This is a genomic window from Helicobacter pylori (assembly GCF_011175115.1).
In the GTDB taxonomy this organism is placed as follows: domain Bacteria; phylum Campylobacterota; class Campylobacteria; order Campylobacterales; family Helicobacteraceae; genus Helicobacter; species Helicobacter pylori_DF.
The window spans coordinates 55,125-76,528 of the sequence record NZ_SHOW01000004.1 but is presented as its reverse complement, the minus strand read 5'-3'; the positions used below and the strand labels follow the sequence as shown (position 1 = coordinate 76,528).

Genomic DNA, 21,404 nt, shown 5'->3' with positions numbered 1-21,404 from the left:
CTCCCATTTTTTTATTCCTTTTTTAAGTGAAAAGCGATTGGACGCTTTCGTTATGATAAATCCTTCTGATCACTTCCGCAAATAAGGACGCTACGCTTAAGGTGGTGATTTTATCGCATTTTTGAACTAAAGGGATAGAGTTAGTTACCACCACTTCATCTAACGCGCTTTCTTTAATGCGCTTGATCGCATTCCCGCTCAAAACCGCATGCGTGCCTAACGCCATGACAGAAGTTGCCCCTTGCTCTTTTAAAGCCAAAGCGGCTTTACAGATCGTGCCTGCGGTATCAATCATGTCATCCACTAAAATCACATCGCGCTCCTTGGCTGAGCCGATAATATTCATCACTTCGCTTTCATTAGCTTTTTCACGGCGCTTATCCACGATGATTAAATCCAACCCCATTTGATTAGCGAAATACCTAGCTCTTGTAACCCCACCCACATCAGGGCTGGCGATTATAGGGTTTTTGAGCGCTTTAGAGCGGATATAGTCTCTAAAAACGATAGATCCGTATAAATTATCCACCGGCACATCAAAAAAGCCTTGGATTTGCCCGGCATGCAAATCCATCGTAATGATCCTTTCAATCCCCACTTCTTCCATCAAATTAGCGACCATTTTAGCCGTGATAGGCACTCGTGGAGCCGCTTTTCTGTCCTGTCTGGCATAGCCAAAATACGGCAACACCGCTGTGATAGAATTGGCCGAACTGCGCCTTAAGGCATCTACCATGACTAACAATTCCATTAAATTGTCATTGACAGGCACGCAAGTAGGCTGGATAATAAAAATATCCTTACCGCGCACCGATTCGCTGATTTGGATATTGATTTCGCCATCGCTGAATTTGCCTATCACCGCTTTGGATAAGGGAATGCCTAAATGCTTTGACACTTCTTTACCAAATGCAGGGTGAGCGCTCCCTGAAAAAATCTTAAACCCACGCATCTTTGTCTTAAACCCACGCGCCTTCATCGCTTACACTCCCTAAAATGAATTAAAATCAATTGTAGCGCACCCAAACTAAAAGCGTTTGTTTTCAACCAAGCTCCTTTTCTAATAAGTTTTTTAAGGTAAGATAGGTTTCATTTAAATCAATCCCACACACCCTAGTTTGAGCGATAACGCTTATAAAATTGCTATCGCCTAAAAACCTAGGCACTAAATGCATGTGCAAATGCTCAGGGATTCCTGCTCCGGCACTTCTGTGCAAATTCAAACCTAAATTGATCCCTTGAGCGCCATAAGCATACAACGCTTTTAACGCTTTAGGCGCTAATATATTCATGTTGAGCCAAGTATTCAGCTCTAAAAGTTCAACGCTCGCTTGATGCGCATGGGGAATGATCAACAAATGCCCTGGGTTATAAGGGTAGGCGTTCATCACAACAAAGAGATCGCTATTTCTATAAAGCACTCTGTTTTCTGAATCTTTTGTAGGGTTTTGAGAAATTTCACAAAAGACACAACTCTTATCTTTCTCTTTCAAATAACTTTCGCGCCAAGGAGCGTATAAATGTTGCATGTTTATTTCCTAAATGTAATTAGGGGCGTCATTAGCGAATAAAATCAAATCGCCTTGAATCGTGGTGGCTTGTAAGATATTTTCCAATTGCGCCTTATCCTTAAGTAAGATTTTTTGGGGGGTTTTTAATTGGGAAGCAATCGTTTTGGAATTCAACTCCCCTGTGATGATAGCGACATCAAAAACCTCATCTATTTTTTGCGCTAAAGTTTCATTACTTTCTATATCGCTTTCCACTAATCCCGGTGTTACAATGACCTTACGCCCTTCATACAAACTCGCTAAACGAATGCCCTCTAACATGCCCTTTAAATTCCCATTAAAGCTATCGTCTATAATGATTTTTTGATTCACTTCCAAAAGTTGCAAACGATGGGCAATGGGGTTGAGTTCTAAAACAAGCCGTTTGATCCTTTCTGTTTCTAAGCCTAAATGCTTAGCGATTAAAATGGCTGAAGCGATATTATAAGCGTTGAATTTGCCTAAAACCTTCGTTTCAAAGCTTTCCCAAACGCTACCTATAAGCATTTCAAAAGAAGTGCCTTTTAAAGTGGATTGGATGTTTTTAACCAGACTAGAAACATCTATTAAAGGGCTGTCTTTTGTGGCATAGGGCTTGATTTTTTCTACAGAGTAACAAAAGGCTTTTTCTAAGCGTTTGGAATCCAATAATTCCGCTTTAGTCTCGCAAATATTTTCTAAAGTTTTAAAGTATTCTAAATGCTGTTCGCCCACTTCTGCGACCACGGCAAGGTGCGGTTCAATGAGACGGGTGATTTCTTTAATATCGCCCTTATTCCTTGCCCCGGCTTCAGCGATATAGATTTCACTCCTATCGTCTAAATTCTGGTTAATATCGTTCGCAATGCCTAAAAGGGTATTGACGCTTTTGGGGCTTGCATGCGCGTTGAATTGGGTTTGTAAGATTTGATGCAAGAAATTTTTAGTGCTGGTTTTCCCAAAGCTTCCGGTAATGGCGATGACTTTTAAATTCTTTAAAGAGGCGATTTTATCTTTAGCGGTTTGCAAATACCGCTTGGATAAGACTTTTTCAAAGATTAAAGAAGCGCTTAAAACAAATATGAACAAACACAAATAGCCTAGCGCGAGCGAAATCCCATTCAAAGGGACTAATTCTGTATTTAAGATTTCATGCAAGATTAAAAAGAGTAATAAGAAAATAAAAAAGCGCTTCACCCTTGGCGTGAAAACTAAAGGCTTGTCGTTGCGTTTGGCCCAAACAATGAGCATGGGTATTTGAATAACGCCGCAAAAGAAATCAAAAACAAACGGCATTTTGAAAGCATACGACAGGATAAACACCCCTAAAGGCAATAAAAAATAAATCCCATGCCAGTGCATCTTGTGGTGTTTGGTTAAGATCCTAAACACGCTGTAATGATACCATTGCAATAAAGTCATTATATAATAGCCAAGCCCTGTTATAAAGAGCCAACGAAACGCTAAATTCAGCCAACTAAGACTTTGCATGATGATATTTCTCCACTAGTTTTTCAATCTCTTTTGCTTGGTTTAAAAAAAAGAAATGATCCCCTTCTAAAACGAATAACGCGCTTCTTTTCAATAAGGTTTGCATTTTTTGAGCGGAGCTTAAGGGGGTTGCTTTATCATCTTTACCCCAAAATAATAAAACTTCTTTCTCGCATCGTTTGAAATGATCGCTAAAGTCTTCGCTAACTACTTTTTTAAAGGTTTCATACATCGCTTGATTAAGCCCCATAGCGTCCTTACTCCTCAAAAACCCTAAATTCAAGCCTAATTTTTTAACGATTTTAGCTAAAAGGATTTTACAACGCACTTTTAAGGGTTTTGGCTCTAAGATCCCTGCACTGCTCAATAAAACAATGCGTTCGTTTTCACACAAGATCGCTACTTTCCCTCCAAAGCTATGCCCAAAAACGACATGCGCTTTTTTATCCACGCTTTTTAAGAATAAATTGATGATATTAGCATAATCTTTAGTTTCTAAGACTTTTTCATCGTTAGGGCTTTGATTGAAGCCGGGCAAATCCACATACAAATGGTTGTAATTTAAAAAACAGCCTTGAAACGCTTGTTGCATGATTTCTTTAGAGCTCCCCCAGCCATGCAAAAACAAGGCGTTTAAAGGGCTATGGTGGTCTATAAAAGTGTAGGAAATGTCAAAAACGCTATCCAAATAAGCGATACTGCGTTTGGCCATTACTTATTCTTTTGGATTTGCAACAAATAAGAGTTTTTGATTTGGATTTTAGGGGTTTTGGGTAATGATTGCGCTAAATTTTCTAGCGTTGTTTTAAAATCATCAAACAAATAATTGGCCAAACTGCCAGGGATGGGGTTGATTTCATTAAGATACACTTCATTTTCTATGACAAAAAAATCGCAACGAATGAGCGCGCCATCAAACAAATCGTTATAGAGTTTTTTAAAATTTTCTTTCAATTGTTCTTCTAGGGCACTAGAAAGATTCGCTTTAGGGGCTTTATTGCGTGAAAAATCCAAATATTTTTGTTTGAAATCTAAAAATTCCTGTTTGTTAGGCTCTTCAATATAGGAAAAATAAAAATCCTTTTTGATCTTACAGCCGGCTAAATTGTATTCTTTCACTCCCTGAATGAAAGGCTCTATTAAGACCTCTTTAGAATATTCAAATGCGCCGTCTAAAGCGTAAATCAATTCTTTTTCTTCTTTCACAACGCTCACCCCTAAAGAGCTCCCGGCATTGCTAGGCTTGATTATGAAAGGAAAATTAAAGTTAATCAAATTTAGGGCGTTAGCACGGTTTTTTTCATTCAAAAGAACATGATCTAAAGCCTTTACCCCTAAGTCTTTGGCGTAAAGCTTGGTTAAATATTTGTTATAACTCAACACGCTCGCTTCAATCCTAGGGCCTATAAAAGCGATACGATAAAATTCTAACAAACTCGCTAATTTCCCGTCTTCGCCATCGCCCCCATGCACAAGGTTGATCACTAAAGGCAGTTCTATAATCTTAGCACCTAAAAACGAGTTTTTGAGCAAGCCATTATGCGTAAGGATTAGGGGGGGTAATTTTTTTTCTTTGATTTGAGCGAAGTATTTTGAATGCATGTTTAATTCTTCAATCAAATAAAAATAGTGGTTTTCATCTAAAAAAATAAAATATTTAATCCTATCTTTTAACACCCCTTTAAGCGCGATCGCGCTCACAATACTGATTTCATGCTCAAAACTCGCCCCACCAAATAAAACGCAAAACTCCACGATCAAACTCCCTAAAAACGATTGCAATCAAGTCTATCTATTTTACCTAAAAAAAGGCTTTTGAATTTTCTTAAAATTAAAACTTAATGTTAAAAAATCCCAAAATATTGATGACTAACAACACGCTCAATCCGGCTAAAACCCCGGCCAAAGCGTCATCAGCCACCACCCCTAAACCCCCTTTAACTTCTTTATCTATTTTGCCAATGAGTGAGGGCTTAGTAATATCATAGATCCTAAAAAAGATAAAACTCAAGATCACACCCGCTAACGATAGCCCGCTAATCGCCATCGCAAGCCACATGCCCACTAATTCGTCTATCACAATGTAAGAGCTGTCATGCCTCTTAGTCTCTTCTTCTTCCTTGTCTATTTGAGTAATAGCGATAAGCCCAATAAAAACCGCCCCTAAAAACAAAGTGTTAGCCGAAAAAGCTAAAACGGGCAAGCCTAATAACAACGCCACCAAACTCCCTATCGTTCCAGGAGCTTTTTTGGAATACCCGCTAAAAAAAAGGGTTAGAAAACACGCGCGAAGACTAAATTTATCCAATCATTGCCTTAAATTCTTTTTAAATCATGGCATTTTAGCATTTTATTTGCATTAAAAAGCGATTTTTTTAAACAATAAGGCTTAATTTTAAGCGCGTTTTAGTATGATACCTTTTAAATTCTCTCAAAAATTAAAGGTTAATTTTAAAATGTTGCTTTTCACTCCAGGCCCTGTAGCCATTAGCGAAGAGATGCGCTCAAGCTTTTCTCAGCCAATGCCCCACCACCGCACCAAAGATTTTGAAAAGATTTTCCAAAGCGTGCGAGAAAATCTTAAAAAAATGACCGGTTTAGAAGAAGTTTTGCTTTTAAGCAGCAGCGGGACGGGGGCTATGGAAGCGAGCGTTCTTTCCTTGTGTCAAAAAGAGTTGCTTTTTGTTAATGCGGGCAAGTTTGGCGAAAGGTTTGGCAAGATCGCTAAAGCCCATTTTATCAAAGCCCATGAATTAGTTTATGAATGGGACACACCGGCTCAAGTGGATAAAATATTAAACGCGCTTAAAGCCAACCCTAACATTGATGCATTTTGCATTCAAGCATGCGAGTCTAGTGGAGGGTTACGACACCCTGTAGAAAAAATCGCTCAAGCCATTAAAGAAACTAACCCAAATGTTTTTGTGATAGTAGATGCGATCACCGCTTTAGGGGTTGAGCCTTTAGAAATAACGCATGTTGATGCGCTCATTGGAGGGAGTCAAAAAGCGTTCATGCTGCCTCCTGCGATGAGCTTAGTCGCATTGAGCCAAAAGGCGATTGATCGCATAGAAGAACGCAATGTGGGGTTTTATTTCAATTTGAATAGCGAATTGAAAAACCAAAGGAATAACACCACAAGCTACACCGCTCCTATTTTACACACTTTAGGGTTGCAACGCTATTTTGAATTAGTGCAGAATTTAGGGGGCTTTGAAGCGCTCTATCAAGAGACTAAACGAGTCGCTTTAGCCACTCAAAAAGCCGTTTTAGCGCTCGGTTTAAAGATTTTCCCTAAAAGCCCGAGCTTGAGCATGACAACGATTGTTAATGAGCATGCCAAAGAATTGAGAAACCTTTTGAAAGAAAAATACCAGGTGCAATTTGCGGGCGGTCAAGAGCCTTATAAAGACGCGCTCATTCGCATCAACCACATGGGGATCATTCCTGTTTATAAAAGCACTTACGCTTTAAACGCCCTAGAATTAGCCTTAAACGATTTGGATTTAAGAAAATTTGACGGTGCAGCGAATACAACCTTTTTGAAGCAATATTATGAAATTTAAGGATCACAATGCATTATTCTTATGAAGCCTTTTTGAAAGACAGCCTAGAGTTAGTAAAACAAGTGGAGCGAATTTGTGGTATCCCAGAAGCCCTTGTGTGCGTGATGCGAGGGGGCATGACTTTAGCGCATTTTTTGAGTTTGCACTGGGATTTAAGGGAAGTTTATGGCATCAATGCGATTTCTTATGACACCACCAAGCAACAAAACGCCCTAAAAATTGAAAATATCCCCACGATCAAAGATCATTTAAAAACCATTTTAGTGGTAGATGAAATCGTAGATAGCGGTAATTCTTTAGAAGCGGTGCTTAAAGTGTTGCAAGACAAACACCCTGATAAAAAGTTTTATAGCGCGAGTTTGTTCCAAAAAACAAGCGCGAAATACAAAGCCGATGCGTTTTTAAAAGACGCTCCTGAATGGATTGATTTCTTTTGGGAAGTGGATTTGAAAAACTTAAAAAGCCATTAACATGCAAGTTAAAGAAAACAAACAACTCTGCCTGATCTCATTAGGTTGCTCTAAAAACTTGGTGGATTCAGAGGTGATGTTAGGCAAGCTTTATAACTACACGCTCACTGATGACGCTAAAAACGCCGATGTGATTTTGATCAACACTTGCGGGTTTATTGAAAGCGCCAAACAAGAGAGTATCCAAACCATTCTCAACGCCGCTAAAGACAAAAAAGAGGGAGCGATTTTGATTGCGAGCGGGTGCTTGAGCGAGCGCTATAAAGATGAAATCAAAGAATTGATCCCTGAAGTGGATATTTTTACCGGCGTGGGGGATTATGACAAGATTGATATTTTAATCGCTAAAAAACAAAACCAGTTCAGCGAGCAAGTGTTTTTAAGCGAGCATTATAACGCGCGCATTATCACGGGATCGAGCGTGCATGCTTACGTTAAAATTTCTGAGGGCTGTAACCAAAAATGCTCTTTTTGTGCTATCCCTAGCTTTAAAGGGAAATTGCAAAGCAGGGAATTAGACTTCATTTTAAAAGAAGTGGAAGATTTGGCTCTTAAAGGCTATAAGGATATGACTTTTATCGCTCAAGATTCTAGCTCGTTTTTATACGATAAGGGGCAAAAAGACGGCTTGATCCAGCTCATTAGAGTGATTGACAAACAGCAAGCCTTAAAGAGCGCGCGTATTTTATACCTCTACCCCTCTAGCACCACTTTAGAGCTGATTGGCGCGATTGAAGACTCGCTTATTTTTCAAAATTATTTTGACATGCCCATCCAGCATATCAGTGATTCCATGCTTAAAAAGATGCGGCGCAACTCCAGCCAAGCGCACCATTTAAAGCTTTTAGATGCCATGAAACAGGTTAAGGAAAGCTTTATAAGAAGCACGATCATTGTAGGGCATCCGGAAGAAAATGAGGGCGAATTTGAAGAATTGAGCGCGTTTTTAGACGAGTTTCAGTTTGATAGATTGAATATTTTTGCTTTCAGCGCGGAAGAAAACACGCATGCCTATTCTTTGGAGAAAGTGCCTAAAAAAATCATTAACGCCCGCATTAAAGCCTTGAATAAAATCGCTTTAAAACACCAAAACCATTCTTTTAAGGCTTTGTTGAATAAGCCCATTAAGGCGTTAGTGGAACATAAAGAGGGCGAGTATTTTTACAAAGCTAGGGATCTCAGGTGGGCGCCTGAAGTGGATGGGGAAATTTTAATCAATGACAGCGCCTTAACCACCCCTTTACAACCCGGGCATTACACGATTGTGCCTAGCGCGTTTAAAGACAATATCTTACTCGCTAAGGTTTTAAGCCCTTTTTAAAAGCTAGTCATAAGGCTGAAAGCGCGTCTAGAGCGCACCTTGAGCGTGGGGGTTTGCGTTTTTTTTGTTAAAATGCGCAAGAAAAATCCGCTTGAGGCATGCAAAATGAAAAACATTTATCTTGGCATAGAAAAGAACATTAAAGATCTTCAAAGTATTTTTAAAAACGCTGATGACAAAGATGAAAAACTGAAGCGATTCAACCAAGAAGCGTTGGAGGTATTCCAACAATTAGAACTTAAAAGTTTAAAAGAGCTTGAAAGCTTGAAAAATAATGAAGAGTGGGAAAATTTTACCATTGCTTTTTATGGGGAAACCGGTGTGGGGAAATCAACCCTTATTGAATGTTTGAGGATGTTTTTTAAAGAACGAAGCAAAATGGATCAACAAGAGCGCTTCAGGCGGCTCTATGCAGAGAAAAATCATAGAGGTAGCGGGCATGCTCTTTTGGAGCTAGAAAAATTCCAAGATGGAGCGATTATAGGCGATGGGATGAGTGATTTCACTTTAAAAACACAATCTTATTCTTTCCAATACAACCATCAAAATTTTGTTTTGCTGGATGTGCCAGGGATAGAAGGCGACGAACAAAAAGTGATTGATCAGATTTCTAACGCAACGCAAAAAGCCCATGCTATTTTTTATGTTACCAAAACGCCTAATCCTCCGCAAAAAGGAGAAGAAGGGAAAAGGGGGACGATTGAAAAAATCCAAAAACAGCTTGCTTCGCAAACAGAGGTATGGACGATTTTCAACAAACCGATTAATAGCCCAAGAGCCTTAAAAGATGAACTTGTTAATGAAAGCGAAAAAGAAAGTTTAAAAATTTTAAATAAAGAGATGAAAAACATTTTAGGCAAACACTACATGGGCTATAAAGCAGTGAGCGCTCAAGCGGCTTTTTATGGCCTCTCACAGGCTTTGATCCCAGAGACTGATTTTGATAAAAAGAAACAAAAATTTTTAAAAGATTTTAAAGCAGAAGAATTATTATATCAATCCCATTTCAAACCATTAGTAGAATTTATAGCCGAAGAGCTTCTTAAAAACTCGCACGCCAAAATCATTCAATCAAACTGCAATAAAGCCTTAAAAGTGGTAGAAGAATTACAAAAAGCGATCGAAATTACGATTGAAAAACGGATCGATCCAGGGATTAAAGAAACACAAGAACACCAATAAGAAGCTCGCTTTAATTTGGATCGTTCTAAAGAAAAATTTATATCAGATTTGAAAAATTCAGCGCTCGACGAAATCGATCAATTCAAATTTGGTATTGGCGAAATAATGGAAGAGCGTATTGAAAAAGGTGTTGAAGATGAGGAATGTAAAGAAATTTTTAAAAATGAACTCATTCAAGGAATTGAAACATTGCATGAAAACATAAAACGGCGGTTCAAAGAATGCGGAGAAAGATTTGATGAACAGATAAAAGAAGATATTGAACGATTTAAAGAAAGAATTAAAGATTCTCTAGCAATGTTAAAGTGCATCGGTATTGATGAAACAAAATTAGCCACTTCAATAGGAGGTTTGGGTTTGCTTGGGATATTTAACGCTTGGAATCCTATGGGTTGGCTTGCTCTGACCGCAGGGATTATTACAGGATTAGTTGGAATAGCCAGATCAATCTGGAACCTTTTTAGTTCAAGACATAAAAGATCCCAACAAAGAAAAGAAATGAATAAGAATTTAGATAAAGCTTGTGAAAAAATTGCAGAGGCTGTGAAAAGCCGACTTGAAAGTCGCAAAAAAGACATACGGGAAAAGATTAAAAAACTCAAAGCCAATCTTAGACCTGTTGATAATTACGAACGCATGAAAAGACAATTGAAAGAAGCCCATGAAAGATTAGGATACATCTCTAATAGTATCCATCTAATAATATCAAAACAAGGAGCATGCAATGAAGAATGAAACGCTAGAACAATTTAAAAAAAATCAAAAGAGGAATCAAGAAAATCTTAAAAAATTGCTTGATTTTGTCCATGCTGGGGAAGAATACGGAATCAAGGTTGAAGAGTCTCTCAAAGACAAGATCCATAATGCGATGGAAAATGTTGCCGATCAAAAACTGAAAGTGGCGTTGGTGGGAGGTTTTTCTGAAGGGAAAACATCCATAGCGGCAGCTTGGATCGAGCGGTTGGACAAAGAGAGCATGAATATAGACCATCAAGAATCCAGCGATGAAGTTAAAATCTATGACATTGATAATGAAATTGAGCTGGTTGACACCCCGGGACTATTCGGGTTTAAAGAAAAAATAACCGATAGCGGTAAAATAGAACGCTATAAAGATATTACGAAAAAATATATCAGCGAAGCCCATCTCATTTTATACGCGCTCAACCCGTCAAACCCTATCAAAGAAAGCCATAAGGACGATTTGAACTGGTTGTTCAGGACACTCAATCTTTTATCCAGGACGATATTTGTCATCAGCCGTTTTGATGAAGAAGCGGATATTGAAGATGAAGAAGATTACAATAAAAGATTTAAGATCAAAAAAGAAAACATTCAAAACCGACTGAATGAGCTGATTTCTTTAAGCGAAGAAGAAAAAGAGGGTTTGATTATTGTCGCTGTTGCGGCAAACCCTTTTGATTTGGGGGTGGAACACTGGCTAAAGCATAAAGAAAAGTTTCAAAAACTCTCACACATCAAAGCCTTGCAAGACGCGACTCAAAAAAAGATTAAAGAAAATGGCGGGAAATTAACCATTACAGAAGAAGCTAAAAAAAGCGTCATTCAAGATGTTATCTATAGGCAAATGCCGCCCGCAAAACAAGCGTTGCAAGATATTAATAGAGAAATGGAATATTTGAATAGAATGATTGAAAAAAGGCGAAAGGATCTTCAAAATTTAAATAATGAAATTTCTCAAGCCCGCATTCATTTAAGAGAATTTATAACGAGGTATTTTAGCGGTCTCATCGCTCAAGTTTCTGGCACCAGCCTAGAAACCTTTAATGATTTTGTTATTAGAGAAATAGGCGATGAAGGTATCATTATAGACACAAGAGTCCAAAATGAATTTGAAAGGCAAACGCAAGGGATTGTAAATGAAATCTCTAAAATTGAAACTGGTTTTAACGCCGATATGAGTTTTTTTGAAAAGCATGCCGGAGCATTGGGGAAAATTGGAATCAAACTTTTAGAACAAAGCGGTTTTATCAATGCAACTAGCATCAAAGCGGCTAGAGACGCACTAGTGGCTGGGGGAAAATTTGTAGGCATAGATTTGGCTTTGAAATTCAAACCTTGGGGCGCTGTCAAATTGGCAAGCAATTTGAACAAAGCTTTACCGCTTATCGGTCTTGCTATTGAAGCATGGGATTTTTGGAAAGAAAGCCAAAAAATAGAAAAACTTGAAAAAGCTAAAGAAGAAATGAAATCTAATTTTAACAATCAAAAACAAGAAATCTTGGATCTCATCAACGATGAAACCAGATTCAAACAAACATGTTTCCCAATGGCGTTGAAACTGGAAGAAACAATTCAAGAATGCGAAGAGAATGTTAAAAAAACGCAAGAGTGCGTTCAAGGACTGGAAAAATGGATTCAAACTGGCGAAGATTTTATAGAAGTTGAGCCTAAAAGAGGCATGAACTGAATTTGTGTTAAAATACCGAATGCGCCAACGCTAGAACGCTTGCTAGTTTTTGGTTAGTAAGCGGTGTTTTAAATCTTTTAAAGGAAAGGCGATGTTTTCTAAAATTTGCCCAACTCTTAAGCTTTTAAACGCGTTTAAAAGCTCTTTATTCAAACGCATTTCAAGCCCTGTGCAAACCACTCGCATTGCCAATATGGTTTTGGATATAAAAAACGCTCTTGAGGGCGAAAACGATCCATCAAACAAGGCGGGCAAGACTTTGGATTTGATCGTGGGTTTTAAGAAAGAATACCCACAGGATTTTGACGAATTGTTTGAAATTTTAAAAGAACTCATCCAAGAATACGAGCAAAATCCTGACGAGATCAAACAAAACCTCAAAGAAATCCTAAAATAAGACAAGGCATGAACCACCTTTTAATCCTTTATAACCCTTACTATCAAAAAGATGTCATCCAACAACATTTAAGCGTTTTACAAGAAAAATCCCAAGTGGGCTTTGGTAAAATCCGATCAAAGCTCAACGATCAAGAAAAGCACGACTCCTTAGAAGAGATTTACAAAGCCACCAATGAAGAAAATTTTTTGCAGCTTTTTTTGACCGATTACGCTAATTTATTTGCCGCTAAGGTGATAAAGGTTTCTAAAGAGATTGATGAGGGTTTGATTCCTAGCTATTATAAAGAAAAAAATTTGGAAGTGGAAGACTTTTTTGTTATCAGCGATTTAAGGGAATTAGTCAGGGAAGATTTTAGCCTTTTAAGGGATCAATTTTTAGCCAATTTCATCGCCCCAAACAACCACACTTACGCCATTTATGGGAATAATTATGTTTATCCTTTGCCGGTGAGGTTAAAAGAAGAGCGTTCTTATTTTTTAGGCGATGAAAAGCATTATCTGAGCGTGTATAAAAGTAAAGAATATTTAACCATGCAAGAAAATTTCATGCGTTTTGTTTTTGGCAAAAGGCTTTTTTACCTCTTACACCCTGACAGCATCAATAACATCATCCATGCAGAATTAGAGCTTTTGCAAAGCGAAAACGATCTTTTGAATGATTTTACCAGCATCATCGTCAAATACACCAAAACCTTAGAATACGAAATTTATCTTTTTGCTAAACAAGTTCTTTTAAGGGCTTGCGAAAAAGATCCCAGCCTTTATGATTTAGCTTATAAAGTCCAAGGAAAATCTTTGATACTTGAAGATTTTTTCACTCAAAAGCCTAATTTTGGGAGCGTTAAATTTTTACTCAGACACGAAAAAGTCCAATACCATTTAGAAGAAAACTTAAAAAGATTCATCAATTATCCTTTTTCAAGAAGCCTAAGCCTCATTCAAAACATCCGCAACGAAGCCGTTCATCAAAAAGCTCTAGGTTTGAATGAAGTGGAAAAAATAAGGAATGAAATTTTAGGCATAGAAGACGCGAGCTTACTCAAAGGCGTTTTAACCCACAAGGAAACTTCATAAAAGCGCAACCCATTCAGCATGCGTTTAGCACCGATTTGACAGCGCGAGATTTTAAAAATTATTTAGAGCCTTTAAGAGAGAGTCAAAATTTATTGGGTTTTTCAGGTGGGTTGGATTCCACTTGCTTGTTTCATCTTTTAGTTGGAGAAAACATCGCTTTTGACATCGCTTTAGTGGATTATAACACGCAAAAACAACGCCTTGAAATCATCCAACACGCTCAAAAACTCGCCCAAACGCACCATAAAAAATGCTATATCCATTACGCCCCAAAAATCGCGCGCAATTTTGAAATGCAAGCGAGAAAGATCCGTTATGACTTTTTTGAAACCCTAATCAAAGAGCATTCTTACAAACATTTGATTTTAGCGCACCACTTGAATGACAGGCTGGAATGGTTTTTGATGCAATTAAGCAAGGGTGCTGGACTGAATACGCTTTTAAGCTTTCAAGCCTATGAAAAAAGAGGGTTTTATGCGATTGTTCGCCCCTTGCTCTACACCCCTAAAGACACCCTTAAAACGCTCGCTAAAAATTTGAAATTTTTTGAAGATGATTCTAATTCTTCTTTAAAATTCAAACGCAATTTTTTCAGGAAACATTACGCTAACACCTTGATGCAACATTATTCTAAGGGCATTATCCAAAGTTTTAAATTTTTGGATCAAGAAAAAGAGCGGCTTTATCCTTTGATTCCCGTTTCACAAAGGCATGGGATCACTTTTTTTAAGCATTCGCAAAATGCGCTGTTTATGGTGGATAAAATCTTAAAGCAAAAGGGGTATGTGTTGAGCTTCTCTCAAAAAGAAGAAATCAAACGCCATTTTTTTAGCCTAGAAATCGCTCAAAAATTCATCATTGAGAGCGATAAAGAGCATGTATTTATCGCCCTTAAACCCCCAAAAACTTTAAGCATGCCAAAGGATTTTAAAGACAGGGCTAGGAGATTGAATATCCCCAAACGCTTACGGCCTGTTTTATACGCAGAGTTTTTAAAACAACCAACGCATGATTTTTTAACCCGTTTTAAACAAAGTTTAATGGATCTATAAAAGAGCTTCATTTTAATCAAGCGCTAAGTTTTAAAGCGCTTTTTAACCTTGATTGTGTCAAAATACAGCAAAAACTTTAATATGAGAGCGGATGGACTTTAAAAATAAAAAATGGCTTTTTCTAGCCCCTCTAGCAGGTTATACGGATTTGCCTTTCAGGAGCGTGGTGAAAAAATTTGGCGTGGATGTTACCACAAGCGAAATGGTGAGCTCACATTCGTTGGTGTATGCGTTTGATAAAACTTCTAAAATGTTAGAAAAATCCCCTTTAGAAGATCATTTCATGGCGCAAATTTCAGGCTCTAAAGAAAGCGTAGTCAAAGAAGCGGTGGAGAAAATCAACGCTTTAGATCATGTGAGTGGGATTGATTTTAATTGCGGTTGTCCTGCCCCTAAAGTGGCTAATCATGGTAACGGGAGTGGATTGTTAAAGGATTTAAACCACTTGGTGAAGATTTTAAAAGTGATTAGAGAAAACACCAATAAAAAGATCACAAGCGTGAAAGTGCGTTTAGGCTTTGAAAAGAAAATCCCTAAAGAAATCGCTCATGCCTTAAATGACGCGCCGGTGGATTATGTGGTGGTGCATGGGAGGACACGAAGCGATAGGTATCAAAAAGACAAAATAGATTATGAAAGCATCGCCTTAATGAAAGGGATTTTAAAAAAGCCTGTGATAGCCAATGGCGAAATTGACAGCGTGAAAAAGGCCTTTGAAGTCTTGCAAATCACGCAAGCGGATGGGCTAATGATAGGGCGAGCAGCCTTAAGAGCCCCATGGATATTTTGGCAAATCAGAAACAACACCACAAAATTGCCCGCAGTCGTGAAAAAGGATCTGGTTTTAGAACATTTTGATAAAATGGTGGAGTTTTATGGGGATAGGGGGGTGGTTATGTTTAGGAAAAACTTGCATGCTTATGCTAAGGGCGAAATGCAAGCGAGCGCGTTTCGTAACTGCGTCAATACCCTTACAGAAATAAAGAGCATGCGAGAGAGCATAGAGGAATTTTTTAATCAAGAAACGTTGCAAAGTGAAGTGCCATTATGGGTAGAATTGAATCAAAAAAGCGTTTGAAAGCGTTCATTTTTTTAGCGAGTTTGGGGGTTTTGTGGGGCAATGCCGCTGAAAAAACGCCTTTTTTTAAAACGAAAAACCACATTTATTTGGGTTTCAGGCTAGGCACAGGGGCTAACACGCGCACGAGCATGTGGCAACAAGCCTATAAAGACAACCCCACTTGCCCTAGCAGCGTGTGCTATGGCGAGAAACTAGAAGCCCATTATAAGGGGGGTAAAAATTTGTCTTATACCGGGCAAATAGGCGATGAAATAGCCATAGATAAATACCATATTTTAGGCTTAAGGGTGTGGGGGGATATAGAATACGCTAAAGCGCAATTGGGTCAAAAAGTGGGGGGTAACACCCTTTTATCCCAAGCGAATTATAACCCAAGCGCGATTAAAACCTATGATCCTATTTCAAACGCTCAAGGCCCTTTAGTTTTGCAAAAAACCCCAAACCCCCAAGATTTCCTTTTCAATAACGGGCATTTCATGGCGTTTGGTTTGAACGTGAATGTGTTTGTTAATCTCCCTATAGACACCCTTTTAAAACTCGCTTTAAAAACGGAAAAAATGCTGTTTTTTAAAATAGGCGTGTTTGGTGGGGGTGGGGTGGAATACGCAATCTTGTGGAGTCCTCAATATCAAAACCAAAACACCCATCAAGACGATAAATTTTTTGCCGCGGGTGGGGGGTTTTTTGTGAATTTTGGAGGCTCTTTGTATATAGGCAAACACAACCGCTTCAATGTGGGGCTTAAAATCCCTTATTACAGCTTGAGCGCGCAAAGTTGGAAAAACTTCGGCTTTAGCAATGTGTGGCAGCAACAAACGATCCGACAAAACTTCAGCGTTTTTAGGAATAAAGAAGTTTTTGTCAGCTATGCGTTTTTGTTTTAGTGTGGCTTCGTTCTCATTAAACACTGATGATAAAATTCAAAAGATGATTTTATCGTTACAAAATTCAACACTTCAAAGATAAATAGGTTAAAATACTCCAAAATCTTTTTTTTTTTTTTTTTGAAATCCAATAAATTTATAGTAAAATTAGGTTCATTGTAAATATATTATCACTCCATGATATTCTTACAACAAAAACATTACTTTAAGGAACATTTTATGAAAAAAACCTTTTTACTCTCTCTCTCTCTCGCTTCATCGCTCTTAAACGCTGAAGACAACGGCTTTTTTGTGAGCGCGGGCTATCAAATCGGCGAAGCGGTGCAAATGGTCAAAAACACCGGCGAATTGAAAAACTTGAACGAAAAATACGAGCAATTAAACCAGTATTTAAATCAAGTGGCTTCGTTGAAGCAAAGCATTCAAAACGCCAACAACATTGAGCTGGTCAATAGCTCTTTAAACGATTTAAAAAGCTTTACCAACAACAACTACAACAGCACCACCCAATCGCCCATCTTTAACGCCGTGCAAGCCGTTATCACTTCGGTATTGGGTTTTTGGAGTCTTTATGCGGGGAACTACTTCACTTTTTTTGTGGGTAGTAGGAATCACGCCGCTAGCGTTCAGGGTAACCCTCCTTTTTCAACGATTATTAACAACTGCTCAGGAATTGAAAACTGTGCGATGAATGAAACCACTTATAATGAGATGAAAAAACTCGCTGAAAGCCTCCAAGCAGCCCAACAAAACGCTACCACTAAAGCGAACAATCTTTGCGCTTTATCCGGATGCGCCACAACAGACTCAACATCAAACCAACCAAACTCAACCGTAAGCAGCGCTCTTGAAACCGCGCAAAAGCTCATGGATTTAATCGCAAACACTAAGACGGCTATGATGTGGAAAAATATCGTCATCAGTGGCGTTTCAAACGCGTCCGGCGCTATCGATTCCACTGGCTACCCAACGCAATACGCGGTGTTTAACAACATCAAAGCGATGATACCTATCTTGCAACAAGCGGTTACGCTTTCTCAAAGTAACCACACATTATCTGCTAGTTTGCAAGCTCAAGCTACAGGATCTCAAACAAACCCCAAATTCGCTAAAGACATCTACAATCTCGCTCAAAACCAAAAGCAAGTCATCTCTTACGCTCAAGACATTTTCAACCTCTTTAGTTCTATCCCTAAAGATCAGTATCGCTATTTAGAGAAAGCCTACTTGAAAATACCCAATTTGGGTAAAACGCCTACTAACCCTTACAGACAGGAGGTGAATTTAAACCAAGAAGTTCAAACGATTAAAAACAACGTGAGTTATTATGGTAATCGGATTGATTCGGCTTTAAGCGTGGCTAGAGATGTTTATAACCTAAAATCCAATCAAGCAAACATTGTAACAGCCTATAGCAACGCCAATAATCTAAGCCAAGAGATTTCTAAACTCCCCTATAACCAAGTCAATACAAAAGACATTATCACACTACCTTACGATCAAAACGCTCCGGCAGCGGGCCAATACAACTACCAAATCAACCCAGAGCAGCAATCCAATCTTTCTCAAGCTTTAGCGGCGATGAGCAATAACCCCTTTAAAAAAGTGGGCATGATCAGCTCTCAAAACAATAACGGCGCTTTGAACGGGCTTGGCGTGCAAGTGGGCTATAAGCAATTCTTTGGCGAAAGCAAAAGATGGGGATTAAGGTATTACGGCTTTTTTGATTACAACCACGGCTATATCAAATCCAGCTTTTTTAATTCATCTTCTGATATATGGACTTATGGCGGTGGGAGCGATTTGTTAGTGAATATTATCAACGATAGCATCACAAGAAAGAACAACAAGCTCTCCGTGGGTCTTTTTGGAGGCATCCAACTGGCAGGAACGACATGGCTTAATTCTCAATATGTGAATTTGACAGCGTTCAATAACCCTTATAGCGCGAAAGTCAATACCTCTAATTTCCAATTCTTGTTCAATTTGGGTTTGAGAACCAATCTCGCTACAGCTAAGAAAAAAGACAGCGAACATTCCGCGCAACATGGCATTGAACTAGGCATTAAAATCCCCACCATTAACACCAATTACTATTCTTTTTTAGGCACTAAGCTAGAATACCGAAGGCTTTATAGCGTGTACCTCAATTATGTGTTCGCTTATTAATGCTTTAAACCCTCTTTTTTAAGGGGGGTTTAGAAAAAAGCACAACATCAAGCTTTTTATCGTTGATGATGAAATCTACAAAACCAACGGCGCGACAACAAACCCTAACGCCACGCTCAAAAACACGACTAAAACCCCAGGGATCAAAAACGCATGATCAAACACATAACGGCCCATTTTAGTGGTGCCGGTGTTATCCATAGCGATCGCTCCTAGTAAAGTGGGGTAAGTGGGTAACACAAACAACGCCGAAACGCTCGCAAAAGAAGCCACGATAATATACAAATGCTCGGTATGGTTAGCGCTAATGCCTAAGGCGGTGATCACGCTTGGGATGAGCGCTTTAGAGGTGGCAGCCTGCGAATACAAAAGCATGGAAGCCAAAAAGAGCGCTACGGCTAATAAAAACGGGTAATCAGCGATCAAAAAAGAAGCGTATCGCTTGATTTCATCTATATGATTGCTCACAAAAGTATCGCCCAACCACGCCACGCCTAACACGCACACGCACGCTTGCATGCCGGATTTAAACACGCTTGAATGAGCGATTTCATTAGCGTTAATTTTGCAAAAAAGCACAATTAAAGTTGCCACGCTCAACATGAAAGACACGATCGCTTGATCTCTGCCTAAAACCACCGGGCTAACAAAAGCGATATTTTTAGAAATCGCGCTCGCATAAAAAACGATCGCTACAACCCCACCGATAAAAATCCATAGCGATAATTTCGCGCTTTTTGAGCTTTCTTTTTCTTCTTTGATTTTAGGGGGCGAAATTTTTCCCGCTTTCAAGTGCTCTAAATAATGCGGATCACTGTCTAACTTTAAATTAGTAAAACCCATAATAAACGCCGTGAGCATGCATGCTAAAAAAGTCGTAGGGATCCAAACCATTAAAAGGGTGAGGTAATTTGCCCCTAAAGGCTCTAAAATACCGCTCATAAACACCACCGCTGCGCTCACCGGGCTTGCAGTAATACCCACTTGACTGGAGACCACAGCTAAGCTTAAAGGCGCTTTGGGTTTGATGTTTTGGCTCTGGCTCACTTCCACAATCACTGGGATCAAGGAAAAAACCGTATGTCCAGTGCCCGCTAGTATCGTTAAAAAATACGCCACGCTTGGCGCGAGGTAGTTGATTTGTTTGGGGTGTTTCCTTAAAATTTTTTCAGCGATTTTGACTAAGTAATCCAAGCCCCCCGCTTTTTGCATGGCACTAATAGCGCTAATGACTGCCATGATGATTAAAATCACATCAAAAGGGATTTTGCCCGGATTTAGCCCCAAAAATAAGCATAAAATAAGCACGCCCAAGCCCCCCGCATAGCCCACTCCCAAGCCCCCTAGCCTTGCCCCTAAAAAAAGCGAAAAAAGTAACACGATAATTTGAAAAAAGGCATCCACAACTAACCCTTTTTAAATTTATTTTTAACGATGTTTTACTATACTATAAAATCTTTTAAATTTCAAAAGGTAGTCTATAATGAGAATGTTTTTGAAATTTTTGATTCTTTTACTTTGTTTGAAAGGGCAAGTTATGGCTCAAAATTTACCCACCATTGCTTTATTAGCGACAGGGGGGACGATTGCAGGGAGTGGCGTTGATGCGAGCTTGGGTAGTTATAAGAGCGGTGAGTTGGGTGTCAAAGAGCTTCTTAAGGCTATCCCTAGTCTCAACAAGATTGCTCGCATTCAAGGGGAGCAGGTTTCTAATATCGGCTCACAAGACATGAATGAAGAAATATGGTTCAAGCTCGCTAAACGCGCCCAAGAGTTGCTAGACGATAGCCGTATTCAAGGCGTTATCATCACGCATGGCACGGACACTTTAGAAGAGAGCGCGTATTTTTTAAACCTGGTTTTACACTCCACAAAACCGGTCGTGCTAGTGGGAGCGATGCGTAACGCTTCTTCTTTGAGCGCGGATGGTGCTTTGAATTTGTATAACGCGCTGAGCGTAGCGATCGATGAAAAAAGCGCGAATAAGGGCGTGCTAGTGGTGATGGATGATAGTATTTTTAGCGCTAGAGAAGCGATTAAAACGCACACCACCCACACTTCCACCTTTAAAGCCTTAAATAGCGGTGCGATAGGGAGCGTGTATTACGGCAAGGCGCGCTATTACATGCAGCCTTTAAGAAAGCACACGATAGAGAGCGAATTTTCCCTTTTAGAGCTAAAAACCCCCTTGCCTAAAGTGGATATTATTTACACGCATGCCGGCATGACCCCCGACTTATTCCAAGCGAGCCTAAACTCGCATGCAAAAGGCGTTGTGATAGCCGGGGTGGGTAATGGGAATGTGAGCGTTGGGTTTTTAAAAGCGATGCAAGAAGCGAGCCAAATGGGGGTGGTTATCGTTCGTTCTAGCAGGGTAGGCAGCGGTGAGGTTACTTCAGGTGAGATTGATGACAAAGCTTATGGCTTTATCACAAGCGATAATTTAAACCCTCAAAAAGCCAGGGTGCTTTTACAACTCGCTTTAACTAAAACGAATGATAAGGCAAAAATCCAAGAAATGTTTGAAGAGTATTGAAACGATTCTCTTAGATCACCCAATTATCAAAGATAATTGGGTGATTTGGTTTATTTTGTTTTTGACTTTATTTTCATCAAATATTGATAACTATCAAAATAGATTTGATGAAGCTCCCCCTATTTTAAAAAGGAGATTTTTTAATAAGCGAACACATAATTGAGGTACACGCTATAAAGCCTTCGGTATTCTAGCTTAGTGCCTAAAAAAGAATAGTAA

General features: G+C 39.0%; 18 protein-coding genes and 1 pseudogene. 12 read left to right on the top strand and 7 right to left on the bottom strand.

What is annotated here, in order from left to right; translation table 11 throughout:
- Positions 1–22 precede the first annotated feature (22 nt).
- From EXS92_RS05375 to EXS92_RS05350, 6 genes are all read right to left on the bottom strand, one after another.
- Positions 23–979, bottom strand: a complete 957-nt coding sequence (locus EXS92_RS05375; protein ID WP_278248648.1) for a ribose-phosphate pyrophosphokinase — start codon at positions 977–979, stop codon at positions 23–25.
- Between the two features lie 64 nt (positions 980–1,043).
- On the bottom strand, positions 1,044–1,529 hold the full coding sequence (locus tag EXS92_RS05370) for an HIT family protein (RefSeq protein ID WP_096468261.1): 486 nt from the start codon (positions 1,527–1,529) through the stop codon (positions 1,044–1,046).
- A gap of 9 nt (positions 1,530–1,538) precedes the next feature.
- Entirely contained in the window at positions 1,539–3,020 is a 1,482-nt protein-coding gene (locus EXS92_RS05365; protein WP_165515792.1) for a Mur ligase family protein, read from the bottom strand.
- On the bottom strand, positions 3,007–3,732 hold the full coding sequence (estV, locus tag EXS92_RS05360; RefSeq protein ID WP_165515791.1) for a lipase EstV: 726 nt from the start codon (positions 3,730–3,732) through the stop codon (positions 3,007–3,009). Before estV ends, EXS92_RS05365 begins: the two co-directional genes overlap by 14 nt.
- The gene (locus EXS92_RS05355; RefSeq protein WP_165515822.1) at positions 3,732–4,775 is read right to left on the bottom strand and encodes a D-alanine--D-alanine ligase; all 1,044 of its coding nucleotides are present in this window, start codon (positions 4,773–4,775) and stop codon (positions 3,732–3,734) included. Before EXS92_RS05355 ends, estV begins: the two co-directional genes overlap by 1 nt.
- Before the next feature lie 76 nt (positions 4,776–4,851).
- Complete coding sequence (locus tag EXS92_RS05350) at positions 4,852–5,328, bottom strand: phosphatidylglycerophosphatase A family protein (RefSeq protein WP_165515790.1); 477 nt, start codon at positions 5,326–5,328, stop codon at positions 4,852–4,854.
- Positions 5,329–5,476: 148 nt separating this feature from the next.
- On the opposite strand from EXS92_RS05350, the gene EXS92_RS05345 reads away from it, so the two are divergent.
- From EXS92_RS05345 to sabA, 11 genes and pseudogenes are all read left to right on the top strand, one after another.
- Positions 5,477–6,586: a pyridoxal-phosphate-dependent aminotransferase family protein gene (locus EXS92_RS05345; RefSeq protein WP_165515789.1), complete on the top strand. Its 1,110-nt coding sequence runs from the start codon at positions 5,477–5,479 to the stop codon at positions 6,584–6,586.
- A gap of 8 nt (positions 6,587–6,594) precedes the next feature.
- On the top strand, positions 6,595–7,056 hold the full coding sequence (locus EXS92_RS05340; protein WP_165515788.1) for a phosphoribosyltransferase: 462 nt from the start codon (positions 6,595–6,597) through the stop codon (positions 7,054–7,056).
- 1 nt (position 7,057) lies between these two features.
- A complete protein-coding gene (rimO, locus tag EXS92_RS05335; protein ID WP_165515787.1) occupies positions 7,058–8,377 on the top strand; it encodes a 30S ribosomal protein S12 methylthiotransferase RimO in 1,320 nt (439 codons plus the stop codon).
- Between the two features lie 105 nt (positions 8,378–8,482).
- Positions 8,483–10,294 (top strand): annotated as a pseudogene (locus EXS92_RS05330) (GTPase).
- A complete protein-coding gene (locus EXS92_RS05325; RefSeq protein ID WP_165515786.1) occupies positions 10,284–11,990 on the top strand; it encodes a LeoA/HP0731 family dynamin-like GTPase in 1,707 nt (568 codons plus the stop codon). The pseudogene EXS92_RS05330 and the gene EXS92_RS05325 overlap by 11 nt, the downstream one beginning before the upstream one ends.
- A 91-nt stretch (positions 11,991–12,081) precedes the next feature.
- Positions 12,082–12,387, top strand: a complete 306-nt coding sequence (locus tag EXS92_RS05320; RefSeq protein WP_033585364.1) for a radical SAM protein — start codon at positions 12,082–12,084, stop codon at positions 12,385–12,387.
- A gap of 8 nt (positions 12,388–12,395) precedes the next feature.
- Positions 12,396–13,463, top strand: coding sequence for an HP0729 family protein (locus EXS92_RS05315; protein WP_165515785.1), 1,068 nt, complete (start codon positions 12,396–12,398; stop codon positions 13,461–13,463).
- A 35-nt stretch (positions 13,464–13,498) separates the two neighbouring features.
- Positions 13,499–14,515 (top strand): tRNA lysidine(34) synthetase TilS, encoded by a 1,017-nt coding sequence (gene tilS, locus EXS92_RS05310; RefSeq protein ID WP_165515784.1) that lies wholly within the window; start codon positions 13,499–13,501, stop codon positions 14,513–14,515.
- Positions 14,516–14,606: 91 nt separating this feature from the next.
- Positions 14,607–15,593 (top strand): tRNA dihydrouridine synthase, encoded by a 987-nt coding sequence (locus EXS92_RS05305; RefSeq protein ID WP_165515783.1) that lies wholly within the window; start codon positions 14,607–14,609, stop codon positions 15,591–15,593.
- On the top strand, positions 15,563–16,480 hold the full coding sequence (locus EXS92_RS05300; protein ID WP_165515782.1) for an outer membrane beta-barrel protein: 918 nt from the start codon (positions 15,563–15,565) through the stop codon (positions 16,478–16,480). The genes EXS92_RS05305 and EXS92_RS05300 overlap by 31 nt, the downstream gene beginning before the upstream one ends.
- A 219-nt stretch (positions 16,481–16,699) precedes the next feature.
- Positions 16,700–18,649 carry a Hop family adhesin SabA/HopD gene (gene sabA, locus EXS92_RS05295; protein ID WP_207633384.1) on the top strand — a complete coding sequence of 650 codons (1,950 nt, stop codon included), beginning with the start codon at positions 16,700–16,702 and terminating at the stop codon, positions 18,647–18,649.
- A gap of 75 nt (positions 18,650–18,724) precedes the next feature.
- On the opposite strand, the gene EXS92_RS05290 is transcribed toward sabA, so the two are convergent.
- Positions 18,725–20,053, bottom strand: coding sequence for an anaerobic C4-dicarboxylate transporter (locus EXS92_RS05290; protein ID WP_165515781.1), 1,329 nt, complete (start codon positions 20,051–20,053; stop codon positions 18,725–18,727).
- 79 nt (positions 20,054–20,132) lie between these two features.
- Between EXS92_RS05290 and EXS92_RS05285 the strand changes: the two genes are divergently transcribed.
- Entirely contained in the window at positions 20,133–21,185 is a 1,053-nt protein-coding gene (locus EXS92_RS05285; protein WP_165515780.1) for a type II asparaginase, read from the top strand.
- Positions 21,186–21,404 lie beyond the last annotated feature (219 nt).

Coding starts and splice junctions, on each gene's coding strand:
- EXS92_RS05375 (WP_278248648.1), bottom strand. CDS start 979: ATGAAGGCGCGTGGGTTTAAGACAAAGATGCGTGGGTTTAAGATTTTT.
- EXS92_RS05370 (WP_096468261.1), bottom strand. CDS start 1,529: ATGCAACATTTATACGCTCCTTGGCGCGAAAGTTATTTGAAAGAGAAA.
- EXS92_RS05365 (WP_165515792.1), bottom strand. CDS start 3,020: ATGCAAAGTCTTAGTTGGCTGAATTTAGCGTTTCGTTGGCTCTTTATA.
- estV (WP_165515791.1), bottom strand. CDS start 3,732: ATGGCCAAACGCAGTATCGCTTATTTGGATAGCGTTTTTGACATTTCC.
- EXS92_RS05345 (WP_165515789.1), top strand. CDS start 5,477: ATGTTGCTTTTCACTCCAGGCCCTGTAGCCATTAGCGAAGAGATGCGC.
- EXS92_RS05340 (WP_165515788.1), top strand. CDS start 6,595: ATGCATTATTCTTATGAAGCCTTTTTGAAAGACAGCCTAGAGTTAGTA.
- rimO (WP_165515787.1), top strand. CDS start 7,058: ATGCAAGTTAAAGAAAACAAACAACTCTGCCTGATCTCATTAGGTTGC.
- EXS92_RS05325 (WP_165515786.1), top strand. CDS start 10,284: ATGAAGAATGAAACGCTAGAACAATTTAAAAAAAATCAAAAGAGGAAT.
- EXS92_RS05320 (WP_033585364.1), top strand. CDS start 12,082: ATGTTTTCTAAAATTTGCCCAACTCTTAAGCTTTTAAACGCGTTTAAA.
- EXS92_RS05315 (WP_165515785.1), top strand. CDS start 12,396: ATGAACCACCTTTTAATCCTTTATAACCCTTACTATCAAAAAGATGTC.
- EXS92_RS05305 (WP_165515783.1), top strand. CDS start 14,607: ATGGACTTTAAAAATAAAAAATGGCTTTTTCTAGCCCCTCTAGCAGGT.
- EXS92_RS05300 (WP_165515782.1), top strand. CDS start 15,563: ATGGGTAGAATTGAATCAAAAAAGCGTTTGAAAGCGTTCATTTTTTTA.
- sabA (WP_207633384.1), top strand. CDS start 16,700: ATGAAAAAAACCTTTTTACTCTCTCTCTCTCTCGCTTCATCGCTCTTA.
- EXS92_RS05285 (WP_165515780.1), top strand. CDS start 20,133: ATGAGAATGTTTTTGAAATTTTTGATTCTTTTACTTTGTTTGAAAGGG.